The 16,279-nt window shown below is 62.6% G+C and carries 13 protein-coding genes; 5 read left to right on the forward strand and 8 right to left on the reverse strand.

From position 1 onward, the window contains the following. Positions 1-6 precede the first annotated feature (6 nt). From JI664_RS09620 to rho, 6 genes are read right to left on the reverse strand one after another with little or no spacing between them, the layout of a single operon-like run. Entirely contained in the window at positions 7-912 is a 906-nt protein-coding gene (locus JI664_RS09620) for a ParB/RepB/Spo0J family partition protein (protein WP_207013524.1), read from the reverse strand. Then, complete coding sequence (locus JI664_RS09625; RefSeq protein ID WP_207013525.1) at positions 912-1,700, reverse strand: ParA family protein; 789 nt, start codon at positions 1,698-1,700, stop codon at positions 912-914. Before JI664_RS09625 ends, JI664_RS09620 begins: the two co-directional genes overlap by 1 nt. Next, positions 1,697-2,341 (reverse strand): 16S rRNA (guanine(527)-N(7))-methyltransferase RsmG, encoded by a 645-nt coding sequence (rsmG, locus tag JI664_RS09630; protein ID WP_207013526.1) that lies wholly within the window; start codon positions 2,339-2,341, stop codon positions 1,697-1,699. The genes JI664_RS09625 and rsmG overlap by 4 nt, the downstream gene beginning before the upstream one ends. Continuing rightward, positions 2,328-4,205 (reverse strand): tRNA uridine-5-carboxymethylaminomethyl(34) synthesis enzyme MnmG, encoded by a 1,878-nt coding sequence (mnmG, locus tag JI664_RS09635; RefSeq protein WP_207013651.1) that lies wholly within the window; start codon positions 4,203-4,205, stop codon positions 2,328-2,330. Before mnmG ends, rsmG begins: the two co-directional genes overlap by 14 nt. A gap of 3 nt (positions 4,206-4,208) precedes the next feature. Then, positions 4,209-5,486 carry a tRNA uridine-5-carboxymethylaminomethyl(34) synthesis GTPase MnmE gene (gene mnmE / locus JI664_RS09640; protein ID WP_207013527.1) on the reverse strand — a complete coding sequence of 426 codons (1,278 nt, stop codon included), beginning with the start codon at positions 5,484-5,486 and terminating at the stop codon, positions 4,209-4,211. Positions 5,487-5,511: 25 nt separating this feature from the next. Beyond that, positions 5,512-6,783 (reverse strand): transcription termination factor Rho, encoded by a 1,272-nt coding sequence (gene rho, locus JI664_RS09645; RefSeq protein WP_207013528.1) that lies wholly within the window; start codon positions 6,781-6,783, stop codon positions 5,512-5,514. 506 nt (positions 6,784-7,289) lie between these two features. Between rho and JI664_RS09650 the strand changes: the two genes are divergently transcribed. Genes JI664_RS09650 through JI664_RS09670 form a run of 5 tightly spaced genes read left to right on the forward strand, consistent with a single transcriptional unit; the run spans position 7,290 to position 11,144 of the window. Continuing rightward, positions 7,290-7,886, forward strand: coding sequence for a Maf family protein (locus JI664_RS09650; RefSeq protein ID WP_207013529.1), 597 nt, complete (start codon positions 7,290-7,292; stop codon positions 7,884-7,886). Further along, complete coding sequence (locus tag JI664_RS09655; protein WP_207013530.1) at positions 7,883-8,701, forward strand: shikimate dehydrogenase; 819 nt, start codon at positions 7,883-7,885, stop codon at positions 8,699-8,701. Before JI664_RS09650 ends, JI664_RS09655 begins: the two co-directional genes overlap by 4 nt. Then, entirely contained in the window at positions 8,698-9,294 is a 597-nt protein-coding gene (coaE, locus tag JI664_RS09660) for a dephospho-CoA kinase (RefSeq protein WP_207013531.1), read from the forward strand. The genes JI664_RS09655 and coaE overlap by 4 nt, the downstream gene beginning before the upstream one ends. After that, a complete protein-coding gene (gene dnaQ / locus JI664_RS09665; protein WP_207013532.1) occupies positions 9,287-9,979 on the forward strand; it encodes a DNA polymerase III subunit epsilon in 693 nt (230 codons plus the stop codon). The genes coaE and dnaQ overlap by 8 nt, the downstream gene beginning before the upstream one ends. Beyond that, positions 9,969-11,144 carry a TIGR03862 family flavoprotein gene (locus JI664_RS09670; protein WP_207013533.1) on the forward strand — a complete coding sequence of 392 codons (1,176 nt, stop codon included), beginning with the start codon at positions 9,969-9,971 and terminating at the stop codon, positions 11,142-11,144. Before dnaQ ends, JI664_RS09670 begins: the two co-directional genes overlap by 11 nt. Here JI664_RS09670 and JI664_RS09675 read toward each other — a convergent pair. After that, positions 11,122-11,745, reverse strand: a complete 624-nt coding sequence (locus JI664_RS09675) for a 4'-phosphopantetheinyl transferase family protein (protein WP_207013534.1) — start codon at positions 11,743-11,745, stop codon at positions 11,122-11,124. The two genes, JI664_RS09670 and JI664_RS09675, sit on opposite strands and share 23 nt — an antisense overlap. A gap of 7 nt (positions 11,746-11,752) precedes the next feature. Continuing rightward, positions 11,753-16,279 (reverse strand): MupA/Atu3671 family FMN-dependent luciferase-like monooxygenase, encoded by a 4,527-nt coding sequence (locus JI664_RS09680; RefSeq protein ID WP_207013535.1) that lies wholly within the window; start codon positions 16,277-16,279, stop codon positions 11,753-11,755.

The following is a 16,279-nucleotide window of genomic DNA, read 5'->3' on the forward strand; positions in this document are numbered from 1 at the left end:
CCCGCCTCAGCGCACCGATGACAGCAATTGGCAAAGCTGATCAAGCTGCTCAAGCGTCTTGTAGCGAATGGTTACCTGCCCTTCGCCGCCAGCGCGATGGTCAATCGCGACACCCATGCCCAGATTTGCCGACAAATCCTCTTCCAGCGCACGGGTATCGGTATCTTTCTGCGGATTGCGACGCACCGATGGGTTGACCGGCGGCACAGACATGCGGCGCGCGAGATCTTCGGTTTCACGCACCGAAAGCCCCTCCCCCGCCGCTCGCATGGCAAGCTTCACCGGATCCTCGGCCGTCACCAAAGCACGCGCATGCCCCGCCGAGATGGTTCCCACAACCACCATATTCTGAACTTCGGCCGGAAGATTCAGAAGTCTCAGCAGGTTTGCGATATGGCTTCGGCTCTTGCCGAGCGCTTCGGCAATCTTCTCCTGCGTATGGCCGAATTTGTCGATCAGCTGACGATAGCCGGTCGCTTCCTCGATCGCGTTGAGCCCTTCGCGCTGGATGTTCTCGATAATTGCAACTTCGAGGACTTCCTGATCATCGAATTGCCGCACCACCACAGGCAGGGTCGATAGTTGCGCAAGCTGCGCCGCACGCCAACGGCGTTCACCAGCAACGATTTCGTAATGGTCCGCTTGCCGCGGCGAGGGGCGCACAACGAGAGGCTGAACGATGCCCTTCGACTTGATCGATTCGCTAAGCTCACCCAGTGCGCGCTCGTCGAACTTTCGACGCGGCTGATCCGGGTTTGCTTCGATCAACTCGATCGGCAGTTGCTCGACACGCGCACCAGAGGTCGGTTGCACTGCCTCAGGGTTTGTCTCTTTGGCGTCAATTCCGACATCCGCCATCAGCGCCGACAAACCGCGCCCCAAACCCCGACGTGACTGCTTTCGCTCTGTCATCAGGATTCTCCTCGCATATCGTTGTTATTCTTCAAGAATTCCTCCGCAAAAGTACGATAGGCCTGCGCCCCTTTCGAGCTGGGATCGTAGGTGATCGCCGGAACGGAGAATGACGGAGCCTCGCTCAATCGTACATTGCGCGGGATAACGGTCTGGTAAACGAGATCGCCCAGAGTGTCACGCGCGTCCCGCTCGACCTGCTGTGAGAGGTTGTTCCGCTGGTCATGCATGGTCAGCAGAATGCCCTCGACACGCAGCGCATTGTTGGCCGTCTGGCGTATCTCTCGGATGGTGAGCATCAATTGTGAAAGCCCTTCAAGCGCGAAGAACTCACTTTGCAGAGGGATAAGCACGGAATGCGCAGCAACCAGCGCATTGACGGTCAGAAGGTTCAGCGACGGGGGGCAGTCGATCAACACATAGTCGAAATTCATCGTAGCAAGCGCCGGGCTTGCCAAGGAATCCTTCAACAAGTAGCTGCGCTTGTTGACGTTATAGAGCTGTACATCGGACGACGACAGCTCGGTCGTCGAAGGGATCAGGCTGACGCCCGGTGTTTCAGTCTCGACAATTGCGGACTCCGGTGATGCTTCGGCCAACAGAAGATCGTAAATGGTCTCCTGCCGTTGATCGAGGAGGATGCCTAGCCCGGTAGAGGCGTTGCCTTGAGGGTCCATATCCACCACCAGAACCTTGCGCCCCTTTTCGGCAAGGCTGGCTGCGAGATTGATGGCCGTGGTTGTTTTGGCGACTCCGCCCTTTTGGTTCGCGATCGCAATGATTTTCATGTGAAGCTGTCCAACCGGCGAAGTTTTTTTACAGTGAGAATGACGCTGTCAGGGTCGACGCGACTATCCTGAATATCATACTCGAAGTGCCATGATTGACGCGCCTCTTCAAGCTCTTGGCGCCACTGACGTCCCTTTGAAAGAATGCCCGATCCATCCGACGTCAGATGCCGCGAGCAATAGTGCAGCAGGGCCGGTAGTGGAGCCAGCGCTCTTGCGGACACGATCTCGGCGCCAATCGACGGTGCAGCTTCGATCCGCTCCGTGATCACACGTGTGTTTAGTCCCAACTGATCCGAAATTATTTTCATAAACGCCGATTTCCTCTTATCCGATTCGATCAACGTAATGATTGAGGACGGTGAGGTTTCACGGGCAATGATGCTCACTACGATGCCCGGCAGCCCCCCACCGGATCCGATATCGCACCAAGAGCGCGGGAACACCGCAGGTGCGGATTTAATCACCTGAAGGGAATCGACGATGTGTCGGGACCAGATATCGCTGTGTGTCGTGGGCGCGATCAGGTTGATTTTTCTTGACCACGTCAGCAAGGCCTGCGCATAGACATCAAGGCGATCAACTGTTTCACGTGAAACATCGAATCCCAACGCATCCGCCGCTTCTTCACTGTGTGACACGGCGCTTCTTGCCCTGAAGATGGATATGCGCCAACAGAGCTGAAACTGCTGCGGGTGTCATTCCCTCGATTCTTTCGACGTCGGCAATCGTCTCGGGAGCAACGCGAGAGAGCTTTGATCTCAGTTCGTTTGAAAGCGACGATATAGCCATGTAGTCGATTGTTGCGGGTATCACCACCGCGCTTTCGCGCTTCAGTTTTTCCACTTCACGCTTTTGACGATCAAGGTAGGGTTCATAGAACGTGTCCCGCGCAATCTGCTCAATATCGGCAATCTCCGCATCGCCGAAATAGGTTCCCATCACTGAAACGGGTCGCTTCTCTGAGACAAGTTGGGCGCTGAGGTCCCGCCAGTTCCGCTTACGCCCGCTTCTGACAGTCGAAATATCGAGTTCTTCCATGACCTCTGCGGGAACGGTGCTGCCTTCCATCTCGGCTCTAAGGGAAGACATGCGCAACATCTTGTGTTCAAACACGTCGCGTCGCCGATCCGTCACCAATCCATAGTCAAAACCAAGCTGGGTCAGCCGTTGGTCTGCGTTGTCTGCACGGATACTCAACCGATACTCAGCGCGAGAGGTGAACATACGATAAGGTTCGCTGACACCACGGTGGATAAGGTCATCGACCATCACACCGATGTAACTGTCGAAGCGAGAGAGTGTCAGCGGCGCCTCATTCAAGGCACACGCAGCAGCATTCGCCCCGGCGAGCAAGCCCTGCGCCCCGGCTTCTTCATAGCCAGTTGTGCCGTTGATCTGGCCCGCCAGGAACAAACCTTCGATTTCGCGGTGCTCCAAGTTGCTATGCAGACCACGTGGATCGAGATAGTCGTATTCGATAGCATATCCGAAATGGCGAACTTCAACATTCTTCAACCCTTTGATAGATTGAAGAAATTTCAACTGAACGCCCTGGGGTAGCGACGTGGAAATGCCGTTGGGGTAAACCAAATCACTGGTTAGCCCTTCCGGCTCGAGAAATACGTTGTGCTCTGCTTTGTCGACAAAACGTACAACCTTATCTTCGATAGAGGGGCAGTAGCGAGGCCCAACGCCAGAAATATTGCCCACATGCATAGCCGACAGGTGCAGGTTGGCCGAAATGATCTCATGCGTATGCGGATTGGTTTCCGTCACGCCACACGGGACCTGCCGTTCTTGAATCGCCTTGGTCTCAAATGACAAGAACTCAGGTTCTTCATCGCCAGGCTGCTGGCCAACCAAATCCCAGTTGATACTCGACGCAACCAGACGCGCCGGTGTCCCCGTCTTCAAGCGACCTACGCCGTGAGCAGCCTCGCGCAACCGGTCTCCGAAACGTTCGGCTGCTGGCGATCCGCGGCGACCGGCTTTGATCCGTTCTGTCCCGATATGGATCTCTCCCCGAAGAAAGGTCCCCGTGGCGAGAACAACCGCGCGCGCTTGAATTTCGCTTCTGTCGGCCAAAATAACGGCCTGCACGCCGCCTGCCTCCACACGCAGATCAACCACTTCAGCTTCGATAACGTCGAGACCTTGTTGCGCACTGACATAGCGCTGAACGAATTCTGCATAACGATCGCGATCGGCCTGCACGCGCGGCCCCTGTACTGCCGGACCGCGCGATCTGTTAAGTAACCGATATTGAATCGCCGCGTAGTCACCCGCGTGAGCCATCATCCCGTCAAGCGCGTCAATCTCGCGCACCAGATGACCTTTGCCGATCCCACCGATCGCCGGATTACACGACATGATTCCCAGATCGCTCTTGCGAAAGGTAACCAGAGCCGTACGCGCTTTCCGGCGCGCCGCTGCCAAAGCGGCTTCGACACCGGCGTGGCCGGCTCCGACGACGATGACGTCATATTGTTTCACGTGAAACAGTCCCTACTTGCCGATGCAGAACGACGCAAAGATCCGCCCAAGCACGTCTTCTACATCGACACGCCCGATAATGCCATCCAAAGCCCGGATCCCGGCCTTCACATCTTCCGACACAAGGTCCCAGTCAACACCCCGTCCCAGAGCGTCGAGCGCCGCATCAATCCTCTCCTGAGCCCGCGTCAATTTGTCGAAATGCCGCTCGCGGGTGAACACCGAACTGTCCTGCGCTCGGTCGCGAAGTTCATCTGTAATTCGCCCGACAAGATCGGATATACCCTGCCCGTTCTGCGCCGAAAGCCCCTCAATTCCCCAAAGATCCGCCTTCGACAGCGCGACGATATCGCCGTCCACCACGTTTACAGGCTCTTCATCAGGGGAACTTTGCAGAAATACCCGAAGATCGGCGCGGGCCGCACGGGACTGACCGCGCTCTATCCCCGTCTGCTCGATCTCATCATCGGACTCGCGGAGACCAGCCGTATCGATCAGCGTGACGGCTAGTCCATCGAGCTCCATCCGTACCTCGATCACGTCCCGCGTGGTACCTGCACGCGATGAGGTAATCGCGGCATCCCTGCCTGCTAATGCATTGAGAAGCGTAGATTTCCCAGCATTCACACGGCCAATGATCGCCACCTCGAACCCGCTGCGCACGGATTCCGACGCGCGCCGACCGGCCAATTGCCGCTGCAAACTACCCTGAACCGAGCGGAGCGGTGAAACGACATGCTCGGTCAGGTCGTCGGGCAACTCCTCGTCGGCGAAATCCAGCGCCGCTTCCATCATCGCCAGGGACTGCAACAGATCCTCGCGCCAGCCTTCGACCATGGCCCGCGCCGACCCATCCATCACGCTCAGAGCCTGACGTCGCTGAGCATCGGTCTCGGCGTCGATAAGATCCGCCAGCGCCTCAACCTCAGTCAGGTCCATGCGTCCGTTCAGGAAGGCTCTCCGCGTGAACTCACCGGCCTCGGCGGCGCGCACACCTTCCACGGCCAGACACGCCCGCAGCATCGCCCCCGCGACCGCTACGCTGCCATGCACCTGAAACTCGCAAACCCGTTCGCCGGTAAAGCTGCGGCCCTGCTCGAAGGCAAGCACAAGCCCGGTATCGATCACGGAGCCGGTCGCATCGCGAAACCGTGCCCAGCGAACCTCGCGCTCAGCGGGCACGAAACCGGCGATTGCCTCGCATAGGTCAAAGGCCTGATCACCCGAGGCGCGGATGATCGCCACGCCCGCTCGGCCCTGCGCGGTGGCAAGGGCGACAATCGTGTCCATCTGTCCCTCCGGATGAGCGACCCGATTACGAGTTCATGGAATCGAAGAACTCGCCGTTCGTCTTGGTCTGTTTGAGCTTCGAAATCAGGAATTCGATCGCATCCGTCGTACCCATCGGGTTCAGGATGCGGCGCAGAACGAAGGTTTTCTGCAGGTTCGACTTGTCGACCAGCAGGTCTTCCTTCCGCGTCCCGGACTTGAGGATATCCATCGCCGGGAACACGCGCTTGTCAGCAACCTTGCGGTCCAGCACGATTTCCGAATTACCCGTACCCTTGAATTCCTCGAAGATCACCTCGTCCATGCGCGAGCCGGTATCGATCAGAGCGGTGGCGATGATGGTCAGCGACCCGCCCTCTTCGATGTTCCGTGCGGCGCCGAAGAAACGCTTCGGACGCTGCAGGGCGTTGGCGTCGACACCGCCGGTCAGCACCTTGCCCGAAGACGGAACGACGGTGTTAAAAGCCCGGCCCAGACGGGTGATCGAGTCGAGCAAGATCACCACGTCGCGCTTGTGCTCGACAAGACGCTTGGCCTTTTCGATCACCATCTCGGCCACGGCAACGTGACGCGTCGCCGGCTCGTCGAAGGTCGAAGAGACAACTTCGCCCTTCACCGAGCGCTGCATGTCCGTGACTTCCTCGGGCCGCTCGTCGATCAGCAACACGATCAAGTAGCATTCCGGATGGTTCGAGGCGATCGAATGCGCGATGTTCTGCATCAGCACGGTCTTACCCGTGCGCGGCGGCGCCACGATCAGCGCGCGTTGGCCTTTGCCCAGCGGCACGACGATGTCGATGATCCGGGCCGACCGGTCCTTGATCGTCGGATCCTCGATTTCCATGTTCAGACGCTCATCGGGATAAAGCGGCGTCAGATTGTCGAAATGGACCTTGTGGCGCGCCCGCTCAGGATCGTCGAAGTTGATAGACGTCACCTTGGTCAGCGCGAAGTACTTCTCGTTCTCGCCGGGCGCAACGATCACACCTTCGATCGTGTCGCCGGTCCGCAGGCTGAACTGGCGGATCATCTCGGGCGAGACGTAGATATCGTCAGGACCCGGAAGATAGTTGGCTTCGGTCGAGCGTAGGAAGCCGAAACCGTCCTGCAGAACCTCGAGCACGCCATCGCCACCGACTTCCCAGCCATCCTCGGCGCGCTCTTTCAGGATCGAGAACATCATCTCGCCCTTGCGCATGGACGGCGCGTTCTCGATTTCAAGCTCTTCGGCCAGTGCCAACAGCTCGGCGGGTGTCTGGGCTTTCAGCTCGGACAGGTTCAGTCGGTTCTCGGCCATGCATAGCCCTCCACGATGCCCCCGGTTCGGGGTCTGCATCGGATCAATCACAAAGTCTTCGGAAAACACGGGGTCCCGGACGGGTCCGCTTTGGCGTTTCTCTAAGCGAATGGAGGAACCGAGTCAATTGCGTGACAGATCCATGCCAGGTCTGCGCAGCCCACCCATCTTTCTTAAAGAATAAGAAAAGAGATCTAGGATAGATGATGATTATTGTCCTGGGGATAACATGAATTCCGATGCTGTCCCCATCTTTGTCCACAGGCCGCTTGTTCATGCGCGGTGGCAAACTTCCTATGCAGGTCTCTGACATCATTAACTGAATCAAGTTCCAGCAAAGTTCATCCGATTGCTTGTCACCGATCTTTCACACCCTGTGCACCGGGGTTTTCCCGTGTGGAGAACTGGGCCCCGCGGCTTGACTTTCTTGGGTGTAACCGGCGATCTCTCGCCAGCACCCCCTTTGGCCCCCAACTCACCCAGAGTTTTCGAGCGGACTTATCCACATGACTGTCCTCACCCTCGCTTCAGGCTCCGCGATCCGGGCGACGCTTTTGCGCAACGCAGGGTTGCAGATTGCGGTCCAGCCGGCGCGAATCGATGAGGAAATGCTGCGCGAGTCGCTTCAGGCCGAAGGCGCGGGTGCGCATGATCTCGCCGATGCGCTGGCCGAGCATAAGGCGCTGAAGGTCGCGCGGCGAAACCCGCAGGGGATGGTACTGGGTTGCGACCAGATCCTTGAATGTGATGGCCGCATCTTCGCCAAGCCGCGCGATAAAGATGAAGCGCGCGCACAACTGGATGCCCTTCGCGGCAAAACCCACCGTCTGCACACCGCCGCCGTCCTTTTCGCACAGGGCGAGCCGGTCTGGCGTCATGTCGCGACACCCCGACTGACGATGCGCGATGTCTCCGACAGCTACCGTGACGCTTATATCGAGCGGAACTGGGACGAAATCCGCCATTGCGTCGGCGCCTATCAGATCGAAGCCGAAGGCGTGCGCCTGTTTTCGGCCATCGAGGGCGATCTGTTCAGCATTCAGGGCCTGCCCCTGCTCGAACTTCTGCAGATACTCACGCGTCGAAAGGATATCGACGGATGACCCAGCTTCGCATCGCCGGTGTGATCGGTGACCCGGTCGCACATAGCCGCTCACCGCGCCTGTTCCGTCACTGGCTGCAGCGCTACGGGCTTGAGGGCCATTACGTGCCGCTGCATATCAAACCTGACGATTTCGCCGAAGCCCTGCGCATCCTGCCGCGCATGGGGTTTGTCGGCGTCAATGTCACCATCCCCCACAAGCACGACGCGCTGGGGCTGGCAGACACGGTGACAAAGCTTGCGGACCGTATTGGCGCGGCGAACACACTGACCTTCACCAAATCCGGGATCGAGGCCGACAATACCGATGCCTATGGTTTCGCCCAGAACATCCGCGATGCGCATCCCGACTGGGCGCCGCGCGTGGTCTCTCTGGTCGGTGCCGGCGGTGCCGGCCGCGCGGTGATCGCTGCCCTTCAGGATGCTGGGGCCGACGAGATCCGCCTCACCAACCGCACCGAAGCCCGGGCTGATGAGCTGGCGGGCGAACTGGGCGACGGCATCACCGTTGTGCCCTGGGCTGAGCGCGCGGCAATGCTGGAGGGCTGCGACACGCTGATCAACGGCACGGCGATGGGCATGTCGGGCAATCCTCCGCTCGATCTGGCGCTGGATGATCTTTCGGGCACGGCGCTTGTCACCGATCTGGTCTATACGCCGCTGGAAACGCCGCTTCTGGCCGCGGCCCGCGCGCGCGGCAACCGGGTGGTCGACGGTCTGGGGATGCTTCTGCATCAGGCGGTTCCGGGGTTCGAGCGCTGGTTCGGCCATCGTCCGCGCGTTGACGAGGCTTTGCGCAAGGCGGTGTTGGGATGACGTTGGTTCTGGGGCTTACCGGCTCGATCGGCATGGGAAAATCCACCACGGCAGGCTTCTTCCGCGACGCGGGCGTGCCGGTCTGGGATGCCGATGCCGCCGTGCACGCGCTCTATCGCAAAGGCGGCCCGGCTGTTGCGCCGCTGGCCGCGCTGCACCCGGCGGCGGTTGTCGACGGGGCCATCGACCGCGCCGCCTTGCGCGACTGGATCGCTGCGGACAAGACCGCATTGAAGCAGATCGAAGCGGTAGTTCACCCGCTGGTCGGCCAATCGCGTGCCGATTTCATCGCTGACAATGCCGACAAGCCGCTGGTCGTTGTCGACGTGCCCCTGCTGTTCGAAACCGGCGGTGAGCGTGGCGTGGAGGAAGTGCTGGTCGTGTCCGCCCCGCCCGAGGTGCAGCGCGAGCGGGTTCTCGCCCGCCCCGGCATGACAGAGGCGCATTTCCAGACCATCCTGTCGAAACAGATGCCCGATGCCGAGAAACGCGCCCGCGCCGACCACGTCATCGAAACGCTGACCCTTGATCAGACCCGCAGCGCCGTGTTCGAACTGGTCGCCAAGCTGAGCGGAGAGACGCCCGATGCGTGAAATCGTCATGGATACGGAAACCACCGGGTTCGAGCCGTCCGAAGGCCACCGGCTGGTTGAAATCGGCGGCGTCGAGCTGGTCAACCACATGCCGACCGGTCGCACCTATCACCAATACATCAACCCCGAACGCGATATGCCCGAAGAGGCGTTCAACGTGCACGGGTTGTCGGCGGATTTCCTGCGCCCGCAGCCGAAATTCAACGAGATCGCGGATGGCTTTGTCGAATTCTTCACCGGCGCCACGCTTGTGATCCACAACGCCGCTTTCGACATGAAGTTCCTGAATTTCGAGCTTGAGAAATCGGGGCGGCCGAAGCTGGAAAACAAGGTTATCGACACGCTTGCCATCGCCCGGCGCCGCTTTCCGGGTTCGCCGGCCTCGCTCGACGCGCTGTGCCGCCGCTTCGGTATCGACAACTCGTCGCGTACGCTCCACGGCGCGCTTCTCGACTCGGAAATCCTGGCCGAAGTCTATCTGGAACTGATGGGCGGGCGGCAGCCCGACCTTGTGCTGGGCGGTGCGGGATCGTCCCGTAACCGGGGTTCGGTCGACAGCCAGTGGCGTCCGCGCCCGCGCCCGGCGCCCTTGCCCTCGCGGCTGTCGCCGGACGAAGCCGCCGCCCATGCCAAGCTGGTTGAAAAGCTGGGCGAGGCGGCGATCTGGGCACGCTATGATTCCTGACGCGCTGGTCGTGGGCGCCGGTCCTGCCGGGCTCATGGCCGCCGACCGCCTGCTTGCCGCCGGGTATTCGGTGCTGCTGGCCGAGGCCAAACCCTCGCCCGCCCGCAAACTGCTGATGGCGGGGAAATCCGGGCTGAACGTCACCAAGGACGAACCGTTCGACGCCTTTATTTCGAATTATTACGAAGCAAGGGAATGGCTGCGCCCAATGCTGACCGCCTTCGGCCCCGCCGAGGTGCAAGAGTGGATGCACGCGCAGGGACAGGCAGTCTTCACCGGCTCGTCCGGGCGGGTCTTTCCGCAGGCGATGAAGGCCTCGCCGCTGCTGCGTTACTGGCTGGCGGATCTGAGCGCGCGGGGTCTGGATCTGCGCCCGCGCTGGCGCTGGCAGGGCGACGGGCGGTTCGACACCCCCGAGGGGCCGGTGACAGTGACGCCCAAGGCCAATGTGCTGGCGATGGGCGGCGCAAGCTGGGCGCGGTTGGGGTCCGATGGCGCCTGGGCCGATCTGCTGCGGCAAAAGGGCATCGAGCCCGCGCCGTTCAGGCCGGCGAATATGGGGTTCCATATCGACTGGTCCGACCACATGGCGCGCCATTTCGGCCAGCCGCTCAAAGGGGTTGCGTTGATCGCGGGTCGTCAGAGCGTGCGGGCCGAAGCGGTGATCTCCCGGCGCGGCCTCGAAGGCGGCGGGATTTATGCGCTCAGCCGTACCCTGCGTGACGGCGCGCCGCTCTTCGTCGACCTGTTCCCGGATCTGAGCATCGATGCGCTGACCGACCGGATCGCCCGCCGTCCCAGCCGGGAATCCTCGGCCAACCGTCTGCGCAAGCTGGGGCTGATCGAGGGGCGTCTGGCCCTTGTGCAGGAATTCCTGCGGCCGCTGCCCGATGATCCCATGAAAGCGGCGCAGGCGCTCAAACGGTTGCGTATCCCGCTGACCGGACCGCGCCCGATGGACGAGGCGATCTCGACCGCTGGGGGTATCCGCCGCGCGGATCTGACCGAAGACCTGATGCTGCGCGCGCTGCCCGGCACCTTCGCTGCGGGTGAAATGCTGGATTGGGAGGCCCCGACCGGCGGCTACCTGCTGACCGCCTGTCTTGCGACGGGTCGCTGGGCGGGTGATGGTGCCGCGCGGTTCATTGCGTCCCGGTCAGGATAAAGCCGCCGCCGATGGCAAAGCGCCCGTCGATGCCGTGACCGGCACGGAAAGGGCCGACATCGCGCTGGAATTCTGCGCGAAACGTATCGTCGCCCAAGGTAATCGCCAGCGTCTCGAACCCGAACAGCGCGCCGGTTTGCGGGTATTGCGCTTTGTAGACGGCCTCTTTCGCGCTGAAGATCAGCCGTGCCTGATGCGGGGTCAGGCCCCGCTCTTGCGGCAAAAGCACGGTGTCCCAGATTTCTTCGGGCAGCTCGGCATCCAGCTCCAGATCGAGGCCGATCAACCCCTCACCCACAGCCGCGACGGCCCAGCCCCCGGCATGCGAGATCGAGCCCGTGACACCGTCGGGCCAGACCGGGCTGCGGTCTATGGCCATCGGGATCGCGACATCGCGGCCGATCGCCTGCCGCGCCGCCTGTCGTCCGGCCGAGAATTCTGCACGACGCCGGTCGATGGCACGCTCGACGGCGCGCTCTTCTTCGGGTTTTAGCGAAACATCACCGATGGGCACCACAGCCACCCGCATAGGTGCCGGGAAAACGCGCACCGCCAGCCCTTCGAGCTGGCGGCGCGTTGTTTCAAGGTCGATGGCGTTCACGCCGGGATCATCCGAGCTTGCTCAGCCGCTCGGCCCGCATCGCGCGGCGGCGCGACATCGCGTCCATGCGTCCGCGTGCGGCCTCTTGCTCGACCTCCTTGGCGGGTTCGGGAGTTTGCGGCGCGGTGCTGCCCGCAGGCTTCAACTTGGCGTCGATATGCGCCGCCAGAGCCTGCAAAACCGGGAAGCGGAACACGTCGGTGATTGAAAGGCCCGGCAGCGCCAGCGCCTCGCGGATCTCACGATGCGCCTGCACGGCCAGCAGCGAATGCCCGCCAAGCTGGAAGAAGTTGTCGGCGGGCTTGATCTCGGCCACGCCCAGAACCTTCTGCCAGATCGCCGCGATGCGGGCCTGCGTATCGCCGCCATTCGCCGCCACAGGGGCCGCGATCACCGCCGCACGCACCACGCCCGGTGCGGGCAGCGCCTTGCGGTCGATCTTCTTGTTGGGCGTCAGCGGGAAGCTGTCTAGCCGCACGACAGCCGAGGGCACCATATGCGCGGGCAACACCCCCGCCAGCGCCGTTTTGAGCGCGCCGGTATCGGCATGGCCCAGCACATAGGCCACCAGCCGCACGTCGCCCGGCTGATCCTCGCGCGCGATGACGACCGATTGCGTGACGCCGGGCAGCGCGTCGAGCTGCGTCTCGATCTCGCCCAGCTCGATCCGGTAGCCGCGGATCTTCACCTGATGGTCGGCGCGACCCAAGAAATCGACCGTCCCGTCCGCGCGCAGCCGCACCAGATCGCCGGTGCGATAGAGCCGCTCGCCGTCAATGGTGACGAACCGCTCGGCGGTCAGCTCAGGGCGCTGCCAATAGCCGCGCGTGACGCCTGCCCCGCCGATCCACAGCTCGCCTTCCTGCCCCACCGGGACCGGGCGTTGCTGGTCGTCCAGAACGTGCAGCGTCGTGTTGGCGATGGCCGAGCCGATGCCGACCACGCCCTCGCCGCCCTTCGAAAAGGCGGTGGTGGACCAGATCGTGGTTTCCGTGGGGCCGTACATGTTCTGCACCGGCGCGCCGGTGATCCCCGCCAGCTGCGACGCCAGAGCGCCCGGCAGCGCTTCGCCGCCGACCATCATGTGTTTGACCTGACCCAGCGCTGCGCGGGCCTCGTCATTGGTGACCAGCATCCGTGCCATCGAGGGCGTGCATTGCAGATGGGTGACCTTGTGGCGCTGGATCTGCGCGGCGAGCGAGAAGTCATTCGCGTCCAGCTCGGCCGGCGCGTTCGACCGGCGCAGCACCTCGGCCAGCGGATAGAGCCCTTCGAGCACCTGCTGGGTGGGGATGCCGTAATCGATCAGGCAGCCGATCTCGGCCACGCCGATGGCTTTGAGTTGCTCGACGCGACGGATGCAATCGTCGACCGTGCCGAACAGACCGCTGTCTTCGAAATAGCGGTTGAAGGCATAATCGAGGATCCCGTCCACCTCGTCCTGGCTGAGCGTGGCAAGGTCGATCTCCATCGGGTTCGACGTGCCCTTGGGCTTCTTGAACGCGGGGAAGGCCCATGCGTATTGCTTCAGCAGCCCGGCAGCGGACAGAAGATAGCTCTTCATCGGGCCGCTGGCGGTTTCGCGCGCGATCTCGCGGGTGCGGGCGACATAGGTGTGCAGCATCATCGTGACGGTGTAATCGGCAGGATCGCGTCCCACCTCACGCAGGGCTTCGTGGTAGATCTTGATCTTCTCGGCCACCTCGTCGATCGACTGGCCCAGAAGGTGGGTCAGCACGTTCGCACCGATGCGCCCGGCTTCGCGCCACGTCTCGGGATTGCCCGCCGTGGTCAGCCAGATCGGCAATTCCTTGGACACCGGGCGCGGCAGCGACTGAACGATGCGTTCTTCGCCATTATGGTCAAACGCGACATCCTCGCCACGCCACAGCTTGCGCACCTTCTCGATCGTGTCGAACAAGGCGGCCTTGTTGTGGGGCACGCTGTTTTCCGGCCGCAGCACGAAATCGACCGGGTGCCAGCCCGAGGCCATGCCAAGGCCCACGCGCCCGTTGGTCAGGTTGTCGATCACTGCCCATTCCTCGGCGATCCTGAGCGGATGGTGCAGCGGCGCCACGCAAGAGCCCGAGCGCACGTCGATATTTTTGGTCACCGCCGCCACCGCCGCGCCGGTAACGGCGGGGTTCGGATAGGGGCCACCGAAGGCGTGGAAATGGCGTTCCGGCGTCCAGACGGCGCGGAAGCCGTGGGTATCGGCAAACTTCGCGCCTTCCAGCAGCAGCTCGTATTTTTTCGGCCCGGGGCCGTCATCGTTGCCCCAGTAGAACAGGCTGAAATCCATCTTCTTGTCGGAAATCGCCATCGACCCGCCAGAGACCATCATGCGGTCTTCGTCCGACGTCAGCACCAGCTTGAAGCCGCGCGCGAGCGTCCAGAAGAGCTCGAGCACCGAAATATCGAAGGACAGCGAGGTCACCGCGAGCCAAACCCCTGCCGGATCGTGCTGAATGCGCTGATCCATGCCGGCGAAGAAGTTGGCGACGTTGCGGTGTTCGACCATCACGCCCTTGGGCAGCCCGGTCGAGCCCGAGGTATAGATCAGATAGGCAAGGTTTTCGGGCGCGGCGCCGGTTTCGGGGTTTCCCTCGGGCGCCGAGGCGACGCGGGTATCGGTGTCCAGAACCAGCAGCTGCGCGGCGTGGTCCGGCAGACTGTCGATCAGGGCCGATTGCGTCACGATGACCGGCGCGCCGCTATCGGTGACGAAATGCTTCAGGCGGTCGGTGGGATAGGACGGATCCATCGGCACATAAGCGCCGCCTGCTTTCAGAATGCCCAGCGCGCCGATCAGCAGATCGGGCGAGCGGCGGGCGCACAGCGCGACGGGCGTGTCGGGTTTGATGCCCATGTCTTGCAATACATGCGCGACCTTGTTGGCGCGCGCGTTGAGCTGGGCATAGGTCAGCGACCGGCCCTCGAAGACCAGCGCGGTCGCGTCGGGCGTGCGGGCAACCTGCGCTTCGAACAGGCGGCTGATCGGCTGGTTGTCGAAAGGCTCGGCGGTGTCGTTGAGCCGCGCAAGGATCGCCCGCTCGCGCGCGCTGAGGCGGTCGAGCTCGGCCAGCGGCGTGGCGATTTCGGCCTGCGCCAAATGCGCGATGCGGGCGGCGGCAAGATCCAGCGCCGCTTCGTCGGTCAGGGACAGATCGGCGCTCAGCGTCAGACCCGCAGGTCCCGATACGAGGCATAGCGCCACACCTTCGATGGGCGTACCGGTTTCCGACAGGCCCAGCGCGGGGGCGGAAAGCGGCATCAGCGCCGGGTCGCGGCCAATGAGGTCGCGCGCATAGGAGGGATGCGTTTCAGTGAAGGCTTTGGCGTCCGCAATCGCGGCTTCCAGCGCGCCGAGGCTGTCCCCCGTGACGTTCATCGGCACCCACGGGGCGATATACGCGGTGGCGGCGCGATGCGCATCGCCGGTCATCGGGCCGCGATAGGCCCAGCTGCCGGGGGTAAAGGACGACAGGATCGCCGCCGCACGGGGGGCGGTGACGTTGTCCAGCGCACGCTCGGCCCGGCCGGTGCCGCCGCTTCTGGTGGACAGCTCGGACGGGGCAAAGGCGGCAAGCGCCTTGCGCCAGCGCGCTTCGCCGGGCGTGACGCGGGCCATGGCGTCGGTCAGCGCGTCGGACGGGGCAGGCAGCAGATCACCGGTCGCGGCGATGTCGCTTTCGGGCAGGCCGCCCAGACAGGTCAGGCCCGTCAGAATCACCGCGCCATCGGCGCAGGCAACGGTCAGCGCGTCGCCCGTGTCCAAGACGGTGCCCGGCACGCCCGAGCCGGGGACGATTTCCGCCCCGGTCACGGCGAAAACGCCCTTGGCTGTTTCGACCTTCGGCAGCGCCAGCGGGTTCCAGTAACCGCTATGATCGAGCGCGCGCACCAGACGGACGATCTCGGCCGCCGGGCGAGTGAAGTCGATCCGCGCGGCGCGGGCGGGGCGGTCGTCACGGCGATAGAGCGTGCGCTGGCTCAGGTCCTGCGCGGTGCCGGGCGCATCGCTTTCCAGCGCGGCGACCACGGCAGGGAAGCTTTCGATGGCCGCACCATAGCAGCGGGCATTGAGCGAAAAGGTGGTATCGTCGGGCTGAATGTCGAAGGCGGCCTGTTGCAGGATCCGACCTTCGTCGATCCCGCCCTCGATCCGGTGCCATGTCACGCCGTGGCGCGTCTCGCCGTTCAGCATCGCCCAGAGCGGCGCGTTCAGCCCGGCATAACGCGGCAGCGGGCCGTCATGAAAATTGACCGCCCCTTTGGCGGCGCGGGCGATCAGCGCGTCGGGCAGAACGGACAGGTTGGCAATCGACAGCAGCCAGTCGAAATCTTCGGTGACACGGGTCTCAAGCCCCTTGCCCGGCTCAACCACTGGCAGGCCGGCGGTTTCGGCCCAGGCGATCACCTCGGCATTGCGGCTGGCGACGGTGACGATCCGGTGGCCCCGGCCAAGAAGGATCTTGGCGCATTCCACCAGCAGGGATTCATTCCCAACCAGGACACTCGAAAAAGACGTCAT

Source organism: Rhodobacter sp. NTK016B (assembly GCF_017303295.1).
In the GTDB taxonomy this organism is placed as follows: Bacteria; Pseudomonadota; Alphaproteobacteria; order Rhodobacterales; family Rhodobacteraceae; genus Pararhodobacter.

Coding starts and splice junctions, on each gene's coding strand:
- JI664_RS09670 (WP_207013533.1), top strand. CDS start 9,969: ATGATTCCTGACGCGCTGGTCGTGGGCGCCGGTCCTGCCGGGCTCATG.
- JI664_RS09655 (WP_207013530.1), top strand. CDS start 7,883: ATGACCCAGCTTCGCATCGCCGGTGTGATCGGTGACCCGGTCGCACAT.
- dnaQ (WP_207013532.1), top strand. CDS start 9,287: ATGCGTGAAATCGTCATGGATACGGAAACCACCGGGTTCGAGCCGTCC.
- JI664_RS09680 (WP_207013535.1), bottom strand. CDS start 16,279: ATGACGTCTTTTTCGAGTGTCCTGGTTGGGAATGAATCCCTGCTGGTG.
- rho (WP_207013528.1), bottom strand. CDS start 6,783: ATGGCCGAGAACCGACTGAACCTGTCCGAGCTGAAAGCCCAGACACCC.
- mnmE (WP_207013527.1), bottom strand. CDS start 5,486: ATGGACACGATTGTCGCCCTTGCCACCGCGCAGGGCCGAGCGGGCGTG.
- JI664_RS09650 (WP_207013529.1), top strand. CDS start 7,290: ATGACTGTCCTCACCCTCGCTTCAGGCTCCGCGATCCGGGCGACGCTT.
- JI664_RS09620 (WP_207013524.1), bottom strand. CDS start 912: ATGACAGAGCGAAAGCAGTCACGTCGGGGTTTGGGGCGCGGTTTGTCG.
- JI664_RS09625 (WP_207013525.1), bottom strand. CDS start 1,700: ATGAAAATCATTGCGATCGCGAACCAAAAGGGCGGAGTCGCCAAAACA.
- coaE (WP_207013531.1), top strand. CDS start 8,698: ATGACGTTGGTTCTGGGGCTTACCGGCTCGATCGGCATGGGAAAATCC.